Consider the following 17,038-nt stretch of genomic DNA (forward strand, 5'->3'; position numbering starts at 1 on the left):
CGAAAATTCACTCACCTTTCATTATACTATTTTTTTGTAATATATGCCCATTTATAACTGAAGTCCCCGCCAAACGTATGGTTAGCAATGCCTTTTACAAACGGCTTCTCTAAATAAGCTGTACTTTGTTGGTACGTAGGAGAAATTGCTGCGTCTTGACCAATTAAGATTTTTTCAGCTTCCGCAAGTGCATTCCAGCGTGCTTTATCATCTTTTAATAGCTCTCCTTTTGATTTCGCTACTAAATCATCATACTTCGGATTAGAATAATCCATTTCATTAAATGAGCTTCCAGTAACAAACATATCAATATAAGTCATTGGATCCGGATAATCAGGGCTCCATGCAGATAATGAGAATTCGTATTGGAATTTCTTTTCTAAATCTAGCTTCTGCTTGTATGGTTGCTGTTTCAAATTCACTTTAATACCAGGCAAGTTTTTCTCTAGTTCTTCCTTAATAAAGTCGCCCACTTTTTTACGGCTACCGTTATCATCATTTAGTAATTCAACCGTAATTGTATCTTGACCAAGCTCTTTCTTCGCTTCTTCCCATAATTTTTTTGCTTTCTCTGCATTATCTTTACTATCACGGAAGTTTTTATTTACAGAGCGGAAATCTTTTCCATCCGGACCTGTCGTAAATTTTTCAGGTACTAAGAAATATGCTGGCAATGAACCGTCATTTAAAATGACATCAGCAATTCCTTTTTTATCGTATGCTAAATCAATCGCTTCACGTACTTTTTGGTTTTTAAATGTTGCATTTTTTTGGTTAAAACGCAAGAAATATATGCGTGGATCTAACTTCGTTTTAAATTCATCTGGCTTATTCTTTTTATATTTATCAACAAATTCAGAAGTTAAAATAACTCGATCTGCTTGATCACTATCATATAAATTTACTCCCGTGCTTGTTTCCTTCACAATACTTACATTAATTTCGTCTAATTTTACAGTATCTTTATCCCAATAATTAGGATTTTTCTTCAACTGATAATTTTGTTCATGTTTCCATTGACTCATTGTAAATGGTCCATTATATAATAATTTATCTGCTTCTAATCCGTATTTATCTCCTTGCTCTTTCACATATTTTTCATTTAATGGGAAAAATGTAGGGAACGACGTAAGCTCAAGAAAATAAGGTGCTGGTTGCTCTAATTCTACTACCAACGTTTTATCATCCTTCGCTTTAACACCCAATTGATCTGCTGGTAATTCACCTTTATTTACTTTCTGTGCATTTTTCACATCAAATAAAATGAATGCATATTCTGCCGCTAATGCTTTATCTAATGTACGTTGCCATGCATATACAAAATCTTGTGCTCGAACTGGATCACCATTTGACCATTTCGCATCACGTAATTCAAATGTATATGTCTTTTTATCTTCACTAATCTTCACATCTTTTGCCATACCTGGTGTTGGTTTATTATCTTTATCTAGACGATATAAACCTTCCATTGCATTTACAAATACACGGAAAGATACAGAATCTGTTGATTTAGATGTATCCATTGAAGGAATTTCAGCTGTTTCTAGCAAATTTAAAACTTGTTTATCGGCCATTCCCTTATTCGATTCTTTCTTCGTTGTCGAAGCCTTCTCACCATTCCCACATCCTGCAACCAATACACTCGTCGTTAACGCAAGTGCAGCAATTGTTGTTGTCTTTCTCTTCATTCTTCCTTCCCCCAATCTATATGTATAAGTTAAATCCTATATAATATATTTCATTATACAAAAGATTCTGATTATTTTAAATATTTATTTTAACAAACATAGAAAAAAGCGATCGGAAATTTCTTTCCAGCCGCTTTCTTGAATAGCATTTACTTGTAATCCATCCTCTATATCAAATGGATTTTGAACTTTAAATATTTCTTCCATCAGCTTCAAAAACTCTTCTTCAGTTTTAGATTCACCATTAACCATAAGTGAGTATGGTTCCACTTCACCTAATTTATAATCGACAACAAATTGAATCTTCACCTTTTGTCTTGGCGTTCCGGTGTTATACCCTTGGAATTCTACTAATTCTAACCCTTCCGTTCCACGATAATATATCCAACCTGAATTTTGAAAATAATTTTCAAAAGATTCACCTATTGAAAAGAAAGGATATTCATAAAGCGAGCTTGTACGAACCTTTTGAATAACGTCTCGATCAGTCGGAAAAAAGAAATGGCTAAAAAATATGCTAGCAACTGCTAAAATAGTAACAATTGTCGCTCCCATTTTGCTCGTTCCGCCGCTATCATTGATTAGATAGTTTTCAACTGATTTATCTTTTATTTCTCTTGCTTTTATTCGGTATATACGTCTTTCCGCAAATTGATAGTATAATCCATTTGCAAAAATCCCCATTCCAAACAGAATAAAAATGAGTAATAAAAACGTAAGAGGCACCATATTAATGATTGGCAACGCTACATTAAATCCCATATAATACGAAAATGCATCACACGCTACTAATAACAACATAAATAAAGCAGCTGGTACATAATACTTACGATATCCTAGCCAGCCTATATTGAAGACAGCAGCCCAACCATTCCAGCTCCACCTAGCAATCCGCTTATTCTCAAGATTCCATTTCCTTTTGTAATACGGATATTGTCTCCCTACATATACTTCCAGTTCTTTATCTATTAACGAGCTACCTTCCTCTTGTTCATTATCCAAGTTTCGCTGACAACTTGCACAATTTAACTGTTCCTCCCCGCAAGGTTGCCCACAATTTATACATTTCAAAACAATCCCTCTTCCCATCCATACGTCATTTCAAAATACCTTCGTGTTTTAATAACCACTCTTTCCTCCATAAACCACCAGCATATCCAACAAGCTTTCCACTCTTTCCTATTACACGGTGACATGGAACAATTATTGAAATTGGATTCCGACTATTTGCCCCTCCTATTGCCCGTACAGCTTTTATATTTCCAACTTTCTCTGCAATATCTAAATATGAAGCACTTACGCCGTATGGAATAGTATAAAGTGCATCCCATACATTTTTTTGAAATGCTGTTCCCTCCGCAGACAGCGGGACCGTAAACTCTTTTCTTTTCCCTTTAAAATATTCATCTAACTCATTTATACATTGTTCTATCATTTCATTTTTATTTTCTTCTTGTCGTTCATCAACAAATATAACAGACGTAATTCCTTCTTGATTCGCTGTAATTTCAAGCAAACCTACTTCGCTTTCATAATAAGCCTGGTACATATGCCATCCTCCAATTCAGTTCATATTAGTCATTGTAACACGAATATACAAAATTTTTCGTATAAGCGTTTTATTAGAGAAACAAAAAAGAGAATGGTAAAATATAAGAAAATTCAATCAAGGAGGCTATTTGATGAATCCCAAGCTTTTTTCACCTTATACAATTAAGAACGTTACACTAAAAAATCGTATCGTTATGTCGCCTATGTGTATGTATTCATCGGGGAATGAGGATGGCAGCGTTACGAATTTTCATCTCATTCATTATGGAACTCGCGCTGCTGGCCAAGTAGGTTTAGTTATGGTTGAAGCAACTGCGGTGTTAGCTGAAGGACGAATTTCTAACAAAGACTTAGGTATTTGGGATGACAACCTAATTGAAGGCTTACATAAAACGACTACTTTTATACATGATAACGGCGCAAAAGCTGCCATTCAACTCGCTCACGCCGGAAGAAAAGCTGAATTAGATACGAATGCTTTCGCTCCTTCTGCAATTCCTTTTAATGATAAGATGAAGATACCAGTAGAAATGAATATACAGCAAATCAAAGAGACTATATTAGCTTTTCAGAGGGCCGCGTTACGTTCAAAACAAGCCGGATTTGATGTTATCGAATTACATGGCGCTCACGGTTACCTTATCAATGAATTCCTATCACCACTTACTAATAAACGAACGGATAAATACGGCGGCTCACCTGAAAACCGCTATCGTTTCTTACGCGAAATTATCGACTCTGTAAATGAAGTTTGGGACGGACCAATATTCGTTCGTATTTCAGCAAATGATTATCACCCTGACGGGCTAACGGTTCAAGATTACGTTCAGTATACAAAGTGGATGAAAGAACAGGGAATAGATTTAATCGATTGTAGTTCTGGTGCAGTTGTACCAGCACATATTGATGTGTATCCCGGTTACCAAGTACAATACGCCAAACATATTAAAGAGCATACTAAGATTGCAACTGGTGCAGTGGGATTGATTACGACTGGGTCACAAGCAGAGCAAATTTTAAATAATAACGAAGCAGATTTAATTTTTATCGGACGTGAGTTACTTCGCAATCCGTACTTCCCAAGAATAGCGGCCAATGAACTTGGCTTTGAATTGCAAGAACCATATCAATATAAGCGAGCACCAGGAAAAATTCATACGAATAAATAAAACCGAGAAGTCATTCTTCTCGGTTTTATTTATTCTATCGTTGTAATTTCATTTGAATTATAAGTATGGATACCCGATTCTTCTCGCAGCGCGGTTATATACATACCTTTCGCCACATCTTTAGCTGAAATTGGTTTATACTTTTTGAAAGCCCCTTTAAAAATAAAAGGAATAATACGAGATAACTTTTCAGCCATTTGTTCGCCGAAACGAAATTCTTGTCGATTTCCTACTAATAATGATGGTCTAAAAATGTGAATACCACCGATCACTAACTTTTGCAATTCTTCTTCCATTTTCCCTTTCACTTGTGAATAAAAGAAAAATGATTTAGGATTCGCTCCCATAGAAGACACGACAAGGAAATTTTGTACCCCTTGTTTTTCAGCTAAACAAGCAGCTCGTAACGTATATTCATAATCTACTTTTTTAAAATTTGCTTTTGTTTTTGCTTTTTTTATTGTTGTTCCTAAGCAACTAAAAACATCATCCACAGCAAAGAACTCTTTATATTCCTCTAATACCGAAAAATCAACTTGTTTCTGCTGTAACTTCTCATGTTGCAATTGCATTGGCTCTCTTACAAAAATAGTAACCGAATCGTAGTAATCTGATTCAAGTAATAGACGCGTTATCTCTTGTCCAACTAAACCACTTGCACCAAGTATTAACGCTGTTCGCTTATTCATATATGCATATACCTCTTATTTTACTTTTCTCTCCTTCAGTAAAATACAACCTTTAGGAGTTTCCTGCTCTTATTTTACCACAAGTAAAACACTATGCGTACGCATAGTGCTTTACTCACTCTTTTTTCTCATCTCTCTCTTGTAATTTCGTTATTGTTGTAGCGTCCCCTAAATTACTTATTAATCTTCTTAAAAAAATTAATACGAAAGATAATGGCAATACTACCGCTAATATTAATAAAATAGCTTCCATTAAGTAACCCAAGCGCTCATCCCCCTCTTTACCTCCTTTTCAATATATGAAAACAGCGTTGTCACATATGCATGCATTTGCAAAAATAATACACCTATATTTGACAACTTTATAACAAAAACAAATCGGAATGATTATTATTTATTGCAACTTTATTAAAGATGTATTATACTAAGTTCGCAAACTAAAACGTAATTATTCCGTTTTGTATTAAAATGATATTTTTCTTCTATAATTGGGGAAAATATATCCGTAAAAAAGAAAAGAGGAGAACTTCATGCCTAAAAGATTGACTATATTTTCATTCTTACTTATTTTTACCTTAATTTTCGCTGGCTGCTCAAATAAAAAAGAAAGTAATGCCAAGAAAGATGGAAAGCTAACAGTTTATACAACGATTTTCCCACTTGCTGATTTCGCAAAGAAAATTGGTGGCGACTATGTAAATGTTGAAGCAATTTACCCACCTGGTGCAGATTCACATACATTTGAACCAAGTCAAAAACAAACAGTACAAGTTGCAAAAGCCGATTTATTTGTTTATAACGGCGCTGAATTAGAACCATTTGCTGAAAAAATGGAAAAAACATTACAAAAAGAAAATGTTAAAATTGTAAATGCATCTAAAGGTATTGAGCTTCGTGCTTCTACTGAAGAAGAGCATCATGATCATGGAGATGGCCATAAAGAAGATGAACATCATCACGATAAAGACCCACATGTTTGGTTAGATCCTACTCTAGCAATGAAACAAGCAGAAAAAATTAAAAATGCACTTGTAGAATTACAACCTGAACATAAAAAAGAATTCGAAAAAAACTTTGCAGCACTTCAAACTAAATTTACTGATTTAGACGATGGATTTAAGGCAGCTGTAGCGAACGCAAAAACGAAAGAAATTTTAGTTTCTCATGCTGCCTATGGTTACTGGGAACAACGATACGGCCTAAAACAAATTCCTATCGCTGGAATTTCAGCTTCTGATGAACCATCTCAAAAGCAGCTTGCTGACATTACAAAAACAGTAAAAGAACATAATCTAAAATATATTTTATTCGAAACGTTCTCTACTCCAAAAGTAGCATCCGTAATTCAAAAAGAAACTGGTACAAAAGTTTTACGCTTAAATCACTTAGCTACTATTTCTGAAGATGATGCAAAAAATAATAAAGATTACTTCACTTTAATGGAAGAAAACGTAAATACATTGAAAGAAGCAACAAACTAATCCATTATATTTTCTAGGCAGCTGAATCTGTTATTCAGCTGCCTTTTTATGTATTTATCCTTGACTTGACCAAAATAACAAGTAAAATTATCCATATTAGCTTGAAAGCTATATTAATTTAGAAGGTGAGTTGGAATTATGAATCTTCACATTTGTGAAGTAACAGCAAAAAATTGGCGTTCAGTAGTTGCTTTAGACGTCGCAAAAGACCAGCAACAATTTATTGAAAGTAACGCGTTTTCTTTAGCAGAATCATTATATGAAGGAAACGGAACGTCAGTAGGTTTATATGATGGCGAAACACTTGTAGGATACGCAATGTATGGATGGTATTCAGTAAAACATAAAAGTGTATGGCTCGATCGCTTTATGATTGACCAACAATATCAAGGAAAAGGATACGCAAAACGTTTCCTTCGCTTACTCATTCAATTCTTACAAGAAAAATTTGAATGTAAAATAATTTACTTAAGTTTACATCCAGACAACAAACTTGCAATGGGACTGTATGAATCATTTGGTTTCCGCTTAAATGGGGATATTGATGATGAAGGTCCAGTTGTAGGTGTTGTAATGGAGTTACTAATAGACGAAAATACAAGCCTGTGAAAACAGGCTTTTTATTATACAGTTATCAATTTTTAGTTTCTTTCCCTTATTTAATTCTGTTTTACAATCTAATAGAGTGCTCATAAAAAATAAGCCTACAATTTACGCAGACTTATTTCACACACTCCTCGAAATGTTCTTGGAACCACTCTTTATTAATATCTCTTCCGATAAAAACTACTTCACTTACTCGCTCTTCTCCCTCTTGCCACTCTCTATCGTACGAAGCAGCAAATAACGTATGTACACCTTGGAAAACGATACGTTTATCTACTCCATCTATCGATAAAATTCCTTTGTAACGATATAAATATTCCCCTAGCTCTTGAACGACAGCTGACATCCACTCATTAAGCTTTTGTAAATCCAGCGGACGTTCTTCACGTAATACAAATGATTTCACACCTTCTAAGTGGTTATGTTCTTTATGAGGGTAAATTTGCAACGTATCTTTCGTTTTAAACGTTTGGATTTGTAATAAAGATGGTATATCTACCTCACAGTTAGTCGCCTCAATTAACTTTGCAGTCGGGTTAATTCCTTGAATTTCATGCAAGAGATTTTCTTTCTCATTCTCTTCAATTAAATCTAATTTATTTACTAAAACGACATCAGCAAACGCAATTTGCTCTTTTGCTTCTAATCCTTTTTCAAAATGTTTATGTATATGATAACTATCTACTACCGTTACAACACCGTTAATTTGGTAAGCAGATTGAATGACTGGATCTAAAAAGAATGTTTGAATAATCGGGCCTGGATTTGCAAGGCCAGTCGTTTCAATTACTAAACCATCAAAATCCATTTTCCCTTCCGCTTTTACGTCCAGTAACTGTTTTAAAGCAACGAGTAAATCTTCACGTACAGTACAGCATAAACAGCCATTTGTCATTTCCATAATTTCTTCTTCCACATTCATAATCAACTGATTATCAATGCCAATTTGCCCTATTTCATTTACAATCACCGCTAATTTCTTACCGTGATTTTCTGATAAAATACGATTTAATAATGTCGTTTTCCCCGATCCAAGAAAACCAGTTAATATTGTTACTGGAATCATTTCGTACATCTCCTTCTAGCTATATGTTTCTACATTATAGCATATAGAGAAAATCATTTTTTTAGCAAAACATATTTATTGTATGTACACCCCCCAAACTATATAATAATACGTATTAAGAAAGCCTTTTCAAAATAATAATTATTCATCAAGGGGGTACTTATAATGGAACGAGTTCAAATGAATGAAACGCTAGAATTCTCTCGTATTATTCAAGGATTTTGGCGTTTAGCAGAATGGAATATGACGAAACAAGAATTACTTTCTTTCATTGAAGATTGTATGGATATGGGAATTACTACTTTTGATCACGCTGATATTTACGGCGCATATACATGTGAAGGGTTATTTGGCGAAGCTTTACAATTAAAGCCTTCCTTACGAGAAAACATGCAAATTATTACAAAGTGTGGAATCGCTCCCCCATCACCGAAATTTCCAGAGCGATATGTGGCTCACTACAATACTAGTGCAGAGCATATTATGCAAAGTGTAGAAGCATCACTTAAAAATTTACATACAGATTATATTGACGTATTACTTATTCATCGTCCCGATCCTTTTATGGATCCAAATGAAGTGGCAAAAGCCTTTTCACAATTAAAACAAGAAGGAAAAGTTCGTCACTTCGGTGTATCTAACTTCTTACCTTCACAATTTAATATGTTAAGTTCGTACTTAGATTTCCCGCTTATTACGAACCAAATTGAAGTTTCTGCATTGCAGCTTGAGCATTTTGAAAAAGGGACAATTGATTTATGCCAAGAAAAACGAATCAATCCAATGATTTGGTCACCTCTTGCTGGTGGGGAAATTTTTACTGGTCAATCCGAACGTGCCGTACGTGTACGCGAAACTATGCAAAAAGTTGCTACTGAGCTAGGTGTTTCTAGTATCGATACGGTTATGTATGCTTGGTTACTTGCTCATCCAGCTAATATGATGCCAATCGTTGGCTCTGGTAAATTAGATCGCGTAAAAACGGCCGCTCTTGCTACAAACGTTAACTTAGATCGTCAACAATGGTTTACAATTTTCGAAAGCTCTAATGGACATCCTGTACCATAATACACAAAAAGAAGAGCTGTTTCTTTACAGCTCTTCTTTTTTATATGTATTTCTAGTCATGGCAAATACACACATATCCCTTAATCCATTTCCATCTACCGCAACACTCGCACTTTCTAACGTACCTTCTAACTTAAAGCCTAATTTCTCAGGTATCGCTCTACTCTTCTTATTTAAAGAATCACAACGAATTTCTACACGGTTTGCTTTCAATTCAGAAAAAGCGTAATCCGTTATACCTTTCGCAGCCTCTACCATATAGCCTTTTCCGCTAAACCTTGTATCAATCCAATATCCGATTTCAAATTGAGGTATATCCCAATTAATACGATGTAATCCGGCTGAAGCAATAAATTCACCTGTTTCTTTCGAAAATACTAGTAATCTTAAATCCTCACGTTGCAAAAATTGAATATGTGATTTTCTAATACTTTCTTCTATTTCTTGCTCTGTTTGCTCTTTTTGTGCAAACACCATCCAAGGTTTCAGTTCTTGTATTGAAGCCTGAATTGCATCATATACAACTTTACCATCTCCTGGTTTCGGCATTCGAATAAAAAGCCTGTCAGTATAAAATTCAGAAGGAAAATCGAATAATAACGGATTCACTGTAAACACTCCCCATAATTCTTTTATATATAATAATATCCATCTCAAGTTATATAGTAAAGAATTTTCTGAATTAAAAACCTTTTACTCATTCACTTCCGCCGCTACACGAATTCCAGATTCAATCGCACCTTGAATCCATCCGTGATATAGCGTTGTATGATCTCCAGCGAAGAATATTCTCCCCTCTGGTTTGACAATCGCTGGTTGCAGCTCAGATTCTTGACCTGCTTGAAAAAGTGCAAATCCTCCAAGCGCATACGGATCCAATGTCCAGCTTTTTGATATTCCAGATATAAACTCATCATACACTTGACCACCTAATATTGTTGCTAAGTTGTGTAATGCGTAATAAATACGATCACCTTTCGATAAACCATCCCATAACAATGCATCATAAGACCATGTATAGCTACCTAACATCATAGCCGGTCCTTTCTCACCAATTCCATAACTTGGATAATAGGCATAACGAATTGGCAAATCTGTTATAATTCTGCCACCTAATTGTCCTTGTTCTTCCCAAAATCGGCTTTTAAATTGAATTCCTATTTTCGTCGCAGGCATATAATGTAATTCACGAATTGCTTTCCATTTTTCATGAGATATAGAATCAAACGGATCTACTTCTACAAAACGCATTGTCGAAAACGGAATGGTAACAATAACTAAATCTCCTGTAATACTGCTATATTCAAAAGTTTCCTCGTTCCGATAGAAAGCTGTCACACCATTATCGTGTTGATGTAACTTCATTAATTTTTGATTATATATAATATTTTCTTCTAATTGCGGTAAAAATGACTTTGGTAATCTATCATTCCCGCCCACAATTTCACAAAATCCGCTCTCCTCTTGCATAATGTATAGAAAGCGTAAAGTCTCTACAAACGACCGTTCCAAAAAACCTTCTAAATCTAATAGAACACCAATCATCTCAATTGTTACTGGCGAAAAGTAAGTATTATACTGATAAGGATGATACTTTAAAAATTGCCCAGTAGAGTATCTTCCAAAATCCTTTACTACAACGTCCCAATTTTTTTCTGGGTTCTTTTTTATAAAATTTATAATGGGCTGTACCGCTAACAATAATAATTCCTCTGACGTTTTTCCAACTTCATTCATTTCCACAGGATATCTTAGAATACTTGGATCTTTTTCATATTGTTTTAACGTCGTTTTCCGTCCATTTACGTATATAATATCCGTCTCATTTCTATTAATAAAAGGTCTCACCTGTAGCCCAAATTTTCTTATATATGTCATCGTTAATGTATGCGAATATGGAATCCTCATTGCTCCAACATCTAAATATAATCCGGTATCTTCCATTCTAACCGTTTCTATACGGCCACCTACCCGGTTATTTGCTTCAAAAATTTTCACATCATGTCCTGCAGCCTTTAATAAAGATGCTGAAACTAATCCAGCCATACCAGCTCCCACTACAATAATTTGTTTTGGATTTGTCGTCTTCTTCAATCCTTTATCTATAACTTTTAACGCTTCATCCATTTCAGTGTTATACATTATATCTTTCTGCACAATTCCACCCCTTACTTCATCAAATGGACGTTAGTGGTTTAGTGCATTTTATTCATACATCCCCATAAACATAACACCATTGCAATTTGAATATTCACTAAAAGTACATAAGAGACAGATTTCATATTTCTTTATGCTTCGTATAATATAGCAACCGCACGAAGGAGTGACTAAAAAATGAAACATACTTATGATTACCACGCTACAAAAAAGCATTTAGAATTAAAGAAACAAAACTTATGTAAAAAACTTAGCAATATGACACTATCTGAAAAAGAACGTGAACAGCTAAAATGTGAAATTGACAACTATGAATATATTTTAAATCTGGTTGAAATGAATCATTATGAACGCGGATTTTCTCATTAAAAGCGGAAATAGGATTATCCGCTTTTCATTTTGAGCATTTCACTACGCATTTTTCATAAGTAAATATATAATAGGATGTACATTAAGATTGAGAGGTATATTCTATGATCAAGTTAAGTGTATTAGACCAATCACCTATTTCAGATGGTAGCACAGCAGCCCAAGCTTTTTCACATACAGTTACGCTTGCACAAGAAGTTGAAAAACTCGGATTCACACGTTTTTGGGTATCCGAACATCATAATTCCGTAAGCTTAGCTGGTTCAAGTCCAGAAATACTTATTTCTCATATTGCCGCGAAAACGGACCGTATTAGAGTCGGTTCAGGTGGTGTTATGTTACCGCATTATAGCCCATATAAAGTTGCTGAGAATTTCCGTGTTCTAGAAGCACTGTATCCGAACCGCATCGATCTCGGTGTTGGTAGAGCTCCTGGTGGTATGCCAATAGCAACTCGCGCACTTCAAGAAGGGAAAATGGTCTCACTTGATCAATATCCAGAACAAATTGCAGACGTTGCAATGTACTTACATGATCAAGTACCAGAAAACCATCACTATGCAAACTTAAAAGCCACTCCAGTTATCCCAACATCTCCTGAAATGTGGATGCTCGGTTCTAGCGGAGAGAGCGCTAAAATTGCTGCAAACAACGGAGCTTCTTTCGCATTTGCGCAATTTATTAATGGCTTTGGAGGCCCTGAAGTTATGAGGGCTTACCAAGAACAATATCAGCCTTCATTTTTAGGAGATAAGCCTAATTCAATCGTTGCCATTTTTGTTATATGCGGAGAAACAAATGAAGAAGCGGAAAAAATTGCTTCTAGTTTAGATTTATCAATCTTATTATTAGAGCAAGGAAAACGAACTACTGGTACACCTTCTATTGAAACTGCTCAAAATTATTCATACAGCGCTTATGATTTATTCCGTATAAAAGAAAATCGTCAACGTATGATTGTTGGTGATCCGTCTTCTGTAAAAGAAAAAATAATAAACTTAAGCAAAGCATACAATACTGACGAATTTATGATTGTCACGATTACTCATCAATTTGAACATAAATTAAAGTCTTATCGCTTATTAGCAAATGCTTTTAATTTATAATTCTAAAAAGAGATGCATCACATATGATGCATCTCTTTTTCTTACTACTTATTGTTTTCATTTCCTATATATTCAATAGCTTCTTTTAATAGCTCTTCAAAGTTAATAGGATAATCATGATCTAAGTCAGGGACAACTTTATACTTATGTTCTATATTCTTCTCTCTTAATAGTTGTACAAATTGCTGCGTGGATTCGAAACAATCTTCATCTTGATCCCCGCATACTATATATCCTTTTATATGTTTATCCTGCAGCACTCTTAGCAACTCATCCCATTCTTCAATCTCGGGAAGCCATGGTGCCATAAAAACAAAACCATCAACCTCTATATCTTTTTGCAAAATCGTATATAAAGCTACTCTTGCCCCTGCAGAAAAACCACCAATGATTACATTTTCTACTGTATGGTTTTCTATAAACTTATTGTAATGCCCTTTTAATTCTTCTTTCCCTCTCTCTATATCATCCCAAACAAATCCATCTGAAAACTGAATTTGTGAAGACTGTGGTAAAGCTAACGTGTAATCTTGTGTCAAAACTGATTTCCAATATGGCTCTACTATTTGAATATTTTCTTGGTCACCGTGCAATGTAAGTAGTAGATTTCCTTCTTTCTTGCTGTATATATATTTCACATCTGGTCTTTCCTTTTTATGTGCTAATTCTTCTCTTTCATTACATAATTGCACCATTGTATGAAATTCTTCAAATTTATGTAGTGATTTTAAATCTTCGTCGGAAATTAAATACTCATTTCCATACCAGAATCCCTTTTCTATAATGGCCTCTCTCATTAAATGTAATGCTTCTTTTTCAAGTCCCGATGCACTTGCGAGTGCATACTTAAAATTATATATTTGCGCCTCATTCCCTATTACACCTGTAGCGTTTTCCATTATATAATTGTACGCTTCAAAACTTCCTTTATTTGCATAACAACGTAACGTTTCATTTAATAATTGAATGTAAGTCATGCTATTTTTCATGTACCAATTCCCCCGAAACCTTTTATAATATTTTTTGCGAATCTTTATACCACTTTGTATAACCCACGCTAACAATACCTTATTCTCAAAATGATGCTTAATAGTTACTCTTCCCTGTCCAATACATTTAGTATAAATAATAATAGACTGAAAAATCAATATTTTAAAAAACAAAAAAAGACAACAATATATGTATTGTTGTTTTCATTACATGTACCCGCTCTTTTGTTTTTTTCTATCTGGTTTACTTGAAACTAAATAATGTTTTTCTGAAATATATAAGTCTCTTTTTAAGCTACGATTTAAGTAAGGTCCTAGCTTCATTCCGCATATGAGGCGATCTTCGCTACCTTCAACAATTGGGAACATTTCTTTTTCTGTTACGTATTGGTCTACTGCTTTTTGTACGACATCAATTTCTTTCACTAGGCTTAAATTTTCTGCTGTATGTTCAAATACCTCAAGCGTTTCCTTCGTTATGAGAAAATCATTTGTTGGAAATGCAGGTAAATACGGTTTTAACAAATCATAATTTACTGTATAATCTTCATTTACTAATACTGTATAAACGATATTAGCATTCGTTTCTAAAAACTGAGCCATCGCTTGTTCTAATTCATCTTTCGTAATTTCCCGCTCTTCTTTTCCAGTTCTGAAAAAGCGAAACATCGCATCGCCTCCTTTTTACTATATTATAGCATAAAAGAAAACTGAAAAATCATAAAAAAACCCATTGAAATAATTTTTCAATGGGTTTCTATTATATTTATCGTTATTTTAAGAATGCACTTAGCATCCATACATGCTGTTCTAATGTTGTATGAATTGCTAACAGCATGTCAGCTGATGTTTCATCACCAGCTTCACCTGCAACTTCCATACCTTCTTTTAATTCTTGAATAAGTGCAGAATAATCATTCACTAATGTTTGCACCATTTCTTCTGCAGATTCTTTGCTTGTCCCTTCGCTGACACTAGATGTTGCGAGATATTCTTTCATTGTCGCTAATGGTTTACCTTCTAAAGCTAAAATACGTTCTGCTAACTCATCAATATACGTTCCAGCCTCATTATAAAACTCTTCAAATTTCTCATGTAATGTAAAGAAGTGTGGCCCTGTCACATACCAGTGATAATTATGTAGTTTAACATATAACACATTCCAGTTTGCTACCTGCTTGTTTAATACTTCAACAACATTTGTTTTCGTACTCATACAATCACTCCTCTTATCATTTTGTAATGTTTATCTTTTAATAACCTAATTACATTTTACCATACATTCCCTTTCCTTTCGAACAATTGGCTTATATGTAACAAAGTTTTAACACCTTTAATGCTTCCCTAATATCATTAAATTCATGTATTTTTTCAAACACTTCATACGTCTAATTGTCCAAGCTCATACATATGCATAATAGTACATCAAGCTCATCATAGTAGAAAGAGGGATAACATGGACAATCAACAATGGCAAGTAGCAAAGAAAGTAGCCGCTACTTATATCGGAACTGTCGTTGGAGCTGGATTTGCTACTGGACGAGAAATTGTTGAATTTTTCACAGTGAATGGATTATACGGGACAATTGGCATATGTGTAAGTGGATTTTTTTTTATTTGGCTTGGCACAAAGATGATGTTACTTTCATCACAAATCGGGGCATTTTCAGCGCAAGAATTTAACAAATATTTATTTGGGGATGTATTTGGGAATGTTGTAAACACATTATTATTACTCGTTTTATTCGGCGTAACGAGCGTTATGTTATCAGGGGCTGGTGCAGTATTTGAAGAGCAACTTCGCTTACCAAGACAACTCGGTATTCTTATTACAGTTATCGCTTGTCTTATTATAAGTAGCCGCGGATTACAAGGTGTTTTTGAAGTAAATACACTTGTCGTACCTATTATGATGATTTTTATTATCGGACTTGCTATTACAACCTTTTTTCACGGTACACCTTCCATTAATAACACTATTCCTGCAGAGAACTGGAATATGAAATGGATTACTAGCCCTATTACATATGTCGCCTTAAATCTTTCTCTCGCCCAAAGTGTTCTCGTCCCATTAGCCAGTGAAGTAAGAGATCGAAAAGCTATTTTTTGGGGTGGGATTTTGGGTGGTGCTGGACTTTCTTTAATTTTATTATGCAGCCATTTAGCAATCTTATCAGTCGATCAATTTTACCAATATAACATCCCAATGGCTGAAGTCATAAGAAGATTTAATGCAACTTTTCACTTCTTTTTCGTTCTCATTATTTTCGGTGAAGTTTTCACAACTTTAGTTGGTAATGTGTTCGGAATGACAAAACAGATGCAATCTATTACTGGGTGGAAAAATAACAATATTATTTTCTTCATTTTACTAATTAGTTATTGCTTTAGCTACATCGGTTACAGTGACTTACTTCACATTCTATATCCTATCATCGGATGGGTAAGTATTGTTATACTGCCAATCATTGCGTTTAAACAACTTCAAAAAACATAAAAAAGCATCCATGTTATTGGATGCTTTTTTATGCTCATTCACAATCATCACATACTTCCCAGTACGGTCCCATTTCTAATGCTAAATATGGCTTTAACTGCAACCGAATCATTCGACTAGGCATGCGCTCTAAAACAAATTGAATACCTTCTTCATCTTCGTCTAATTCAACTTTTGAAATCGCAATTCTTTGCATAGTCGTAATGGGAATTCCATCTTTATATAAAGTGATTTTCACCTCATCGTATTCATTAAAATATAATTCGACACTCATTTGATTTTTCAGTATTTCATCAACAATTTTAAATGTATTATTTTGTTCTTGGATTATATATTTCCATCCGCCTCTATCTTCTTTCGGAGCTGTTTGAAATAATGTCTCCAAATCCTCGTATAGCATAAGATAACCCCTCTCTTACTAAAAAACGATGAGTATTTTATATACCCTTTATCTCTATCACTATCCATAGCTATTGTACCATATATCAACGTTCTTACCGTATTCATTTGCTTCATACATACTTATAAAATAACTAATTCTATCTCCATTATTATGTATATTACCTCATTACTCCATACACTCTTACAAGTTCAAATAACGA

19 protein-coding genes are annotated in these 17,038 nt (G+C 34.3%); 7 read left to right on the forward strand and 12 right to left on the reverse strand.

Annotated elements, in window-relative coordinates:
* Nucleotides 1-26 precede the first annotated feature (26 nt).
* The 3 genes from BLT20_RS12785 to BLT20_RS12795 all read right to left on the reverse strand — a co-directional run bounded on the left by BLT20_RS12785 (nucleotide 27) and on the right by BLT20_RS12795 (nucleotide 3,237).
* A complete protein-coding gene (locus BLT20_RS12785; protein ID WP_000824276.1) occupies nucleotides 27-1,688 on the reverse strand; it encodes a peptide ABC transporter substrate-binding protein in 1,662 nt (553 codons plus the stop codon).
* An 84-nt stretch (nucleotides 1,689-1,772) separates the two neighbouring features.
* Nucleotides 1,773-2,777 carry a DUF2628 domain-containing protein gene (locus BLT20_RS12790; RefSeq protein ID WP_013141905.1) on the reverse strand — a complete coding sequence of 335 codons (1,005 nt, stop codon included), beginning with the start codon at nucleotides 2,775-2,777 and terminating at the stop codon, nucleotides 1,773-1,775.
* 7 nt (nucleotides 2,778-2,784) lie between these two features.
* Nucleotides 2,785-3,237, reverse strand: coding sequence for a methylated-DNA--[protein]-cysteine S-methyltransferase (locus BLT20_RS12795; RefSeq protein WP_000283912.1), 453 nt, complete (start codon nucleotides 3,235-3,237; stop codon nucleotides 2,785-2,787).
* Nucleotides 3,238-3,370: 133 nt separating this feature from the next.
* On the opposite strand from BLT20_RS12795, the gene namA reads away from it, so the two are divergent.
* A complete protein-coding gene (gene namA, locus BLT20_RS12800; RefSeq protein WP_001068416.1) occupies nucleotides 3,371-4,408 on the forward strand; it encodes an NADPH dehydrogenase NamA in 1,038 nt (345 codons plus the stop codon).
* A gap of 29 nt (nucleotides 4,409-4,437) precedes the next feature.
* On the opposite strand, the gene BLT20_RS12805 is transcribed toward namA, so the two are convergent.
* Entirely contained in the window at nucleotides 4,438-5,097 is a 660-nt protein-coding gene (locus BLT20_RS12805; RefSeq protein ID WP_001042735.1) for an oxidoreductase, read from the reverse strand.
* A gap of 115 nt (nucleotides 5,098-5,212) precedes the next feature.
* A complete protein-coding gene (locus tag BLT20_RS30580) occupies nucleotides 5,213-5,362 on the reverse strand; it encodes a hypothetical protein (RefSeq protein ID WP_000540932.1) in 150 nt (49 codons plus the stop codon).
* Between the two features lie 265 nt (nucleotides 5,363-5,627).
* Here BLT20_RS30580 and BLT20_RS12815 point away from each other — a divergent pair, with 265 nt between their 5' ends.
* Both BLT20_RS12815 and BLT20_RS12820 read left to right on the forward strand, forming a co-directional pair.
* On the forward strand, nucleotides 5,628-6,578 hold the full coding sequence (locus BLT20_RS12815) for a metal ABC transporter substrate-binding protein (protein ID WP_001126148.1): 951 nt from the start codon (nucleotides 5,628-5,630) through the stop codon (nucleotides 6,576-6,578).
* A gap of 138 nt (nucleotides 6,579-6,716) precedes the next feature.
* Entirely contained in the window at nucleotides 6,717-7,187 is a 471-nt protein-coding gene (locus tag BLT20_RS12820; protein ID WP_001048677.1) for a GNAT family N-acetyltransferase, read from the forward strand.
* 112 nt (nucleotides 7,188-7,299) lie between these two features.
* Here BLT20_RS12820 and BLT20_RS12825 read toward each other — a convergent pair whose 3' ends face one another.
* A complete protein-coding gene (locus BLT20_RS12825; RefSeq protein WP_000613422.1) occupies nucleotides 7,300-8,250 on the reverse strand; it encodes a CobW family GTP-binding protein in 951 nt (316 codons plus the stop codon).
* Nucleotides 8,251-8,415: 165 nt separating this feature from the next.
* Here BLT20_RS12825 and BLT20_RS12830 point away from each other — a divergent pair, with 165 nt between their 5' ends.
* Nucleotides 8,416-9,318 (forward strand): aldo/keto reductase, encoded by a 903-nt coding sequence (locus BLT20_RS12830; RefSeq protein WP_000442816.1) that lies wholly within the window; start codon nucleotides 8,416-8,418, stop codon nucleotides 9,316-9,318.
* 24 nt (nucleotides 9,319-9,342) lie between these two features.
* Here BLT20_RS12830 and BLT20_RS12835 read toward each other — a convergent pair whose 3' ends face one another.
* Nucleotides 9,343-9,927, reverse strand: a complete 585-nt coding sequence (locus BLT20_RS12835; protein WP_001068745.1) for a GNAT family N-acetyltransferase — start codon at nucleotides 9,925-9,927, stop codon at nucleotides 9,343-9,345.
* An 84-nt stretch (nucleotides 9,928-10,011) separates the two neighbouring features.
* A complete protein-coding gene (locus BLT20_RS12840) occupies nucleotides 10,012-11,475 on the reverse strand; it encodes a flavin monoamine oxidase family protein (RefSeq protein ID WP_001168128.1) in 1,464 nt (487 codons plus the stop codon).
* A 177-nt stretch (nucleotides 11,476-11,652) separates the two neighbouring features.
* Between BLT20_RS12840 and BLT20_RS12845 the strand changes: the two genes are divergently transcribed.
* Nucleotides 11,653-11,844 carry a DUF3896 family protein gene (locus BLT20_RS12845; protein ID WP_000683364.1) on the forward strand — a complete coding sequence of 64 codons (192 nt, stop codon included), beginning with the start codon at nucleotides 11,653-11,655 and terminating at the stop codon, nucleotides 11,842-11,844.
* 104 nt (nucleotides 11,845-11,948) lie between these two features.
* On the forward strand, nucleotides 11,949-12,950 hold the full coding sequence (locus BLT20_RS12850) for an LLM class flavin-dependent oxidoreductase (RefSeq protein ID WP_000594045.1): 1,002 nt from the start codon (nucleotides 11,949-11,951) through the stop codon (nucleotides 12,948-12,950).
* Nucleotides 12,951-12,994: 44 nt separating this feature from the next.
* On the opposite strand, the gene BLT20_RS12855 is transcribed toward BLT20_RS12850, so the two are convergent.
* The 3 genes from BLT20_RS12855 to BLT20_RS12865 all read right to left on the reverse strand — a co-directional run bounded on the left by BLT20_RS12855 (nucleotide 12,995) and on the right by BLT20_RS12865 (nucleotide 15,155).
* Nucleotides 12,995-13,939 carry an alpha/beta hydrolase gene (locus tag BLT20_RS12855; RefSeq protein WP_000798324.1) on the reverse strand — a complete coding sequence of 315 codons (945 nt, stop codon included), beginning with the start codon at nucleotides 13,937-13,939 and terminating at the stop codon, nucleotides 12,995-12,997.
* Between the two features lie 207 nt (nucleotides 13,940-14,146).
* Nucleotides 14,147-14,608: a DUF3939 domain-containing protein gene (locus BLT20_RS12860; protein WP_000488211.1), complete on the reverse strand. Its 462-nt coding sequence runs from the start codon at nucleotides 14,606-14,608 to the stop codon at nucleotides 14,147-14,149.
* Between the two features lie 103 nt (nucleotides 14,609-14,711).
* Nucleotides 14,712-15,155, reverse strand: a complete 444-nt coding sequence (locus tag BLT20_RS12865; protein ID WP_000105199.1) for a Dps family protein — start codon at nucleotides 15,153-15,155, stop codon at nucleotides 14,712-14,714.
* Between the two features lie 240 nt (nucleotides 15,156-15,395).
* On the opposite strand from BLT20_RS12865, the gene BLT20_RS12870 reads away from it, so the two are divergent.
* On the forward strand, nucleotides 15,396-16,436 hold the full coding sequence (locus BLT20_RS12870; protein WP_000370205.1) for a YkvI family membrane protein: 1,041 nt from the start codon (nucleotides 15,396-15,398) through the stop codon (nucleotides 16,434-16,436).
* 34 nt (nucleotides 16,437-16,470) lie between these two features.
* Here BLT20_RS12870 and BLT20_RS12875 read toward each other — a convergent pair whose 3' ends face one another.
* Nucleotides 16,471-16,836 carry a DUF3979 family protein gene (locus tag BLT20_RS12875; RefSeq protein ID WP_000965068.1) on the reverse strand — a complete coding sequence of 122 codons (366 nt, stop codon included), beginning with the start codon at nucleotides 16,834-16,836 and terminating at the stop codon, nucleotides 16,471-16,473.
* Nucleotides 16,837-17,038: the final 202 nt, after the last annotated feature.

It is taken from the genome of Bacillus sp. cl96 (assembly GCF_900100505.1).
Taxonomy (GTDB): Bacteria; Bacillota; Bacilli; order Bacillales; family Bacillaceae_G; genus Bacillus_A; species Bacillus_A cereus.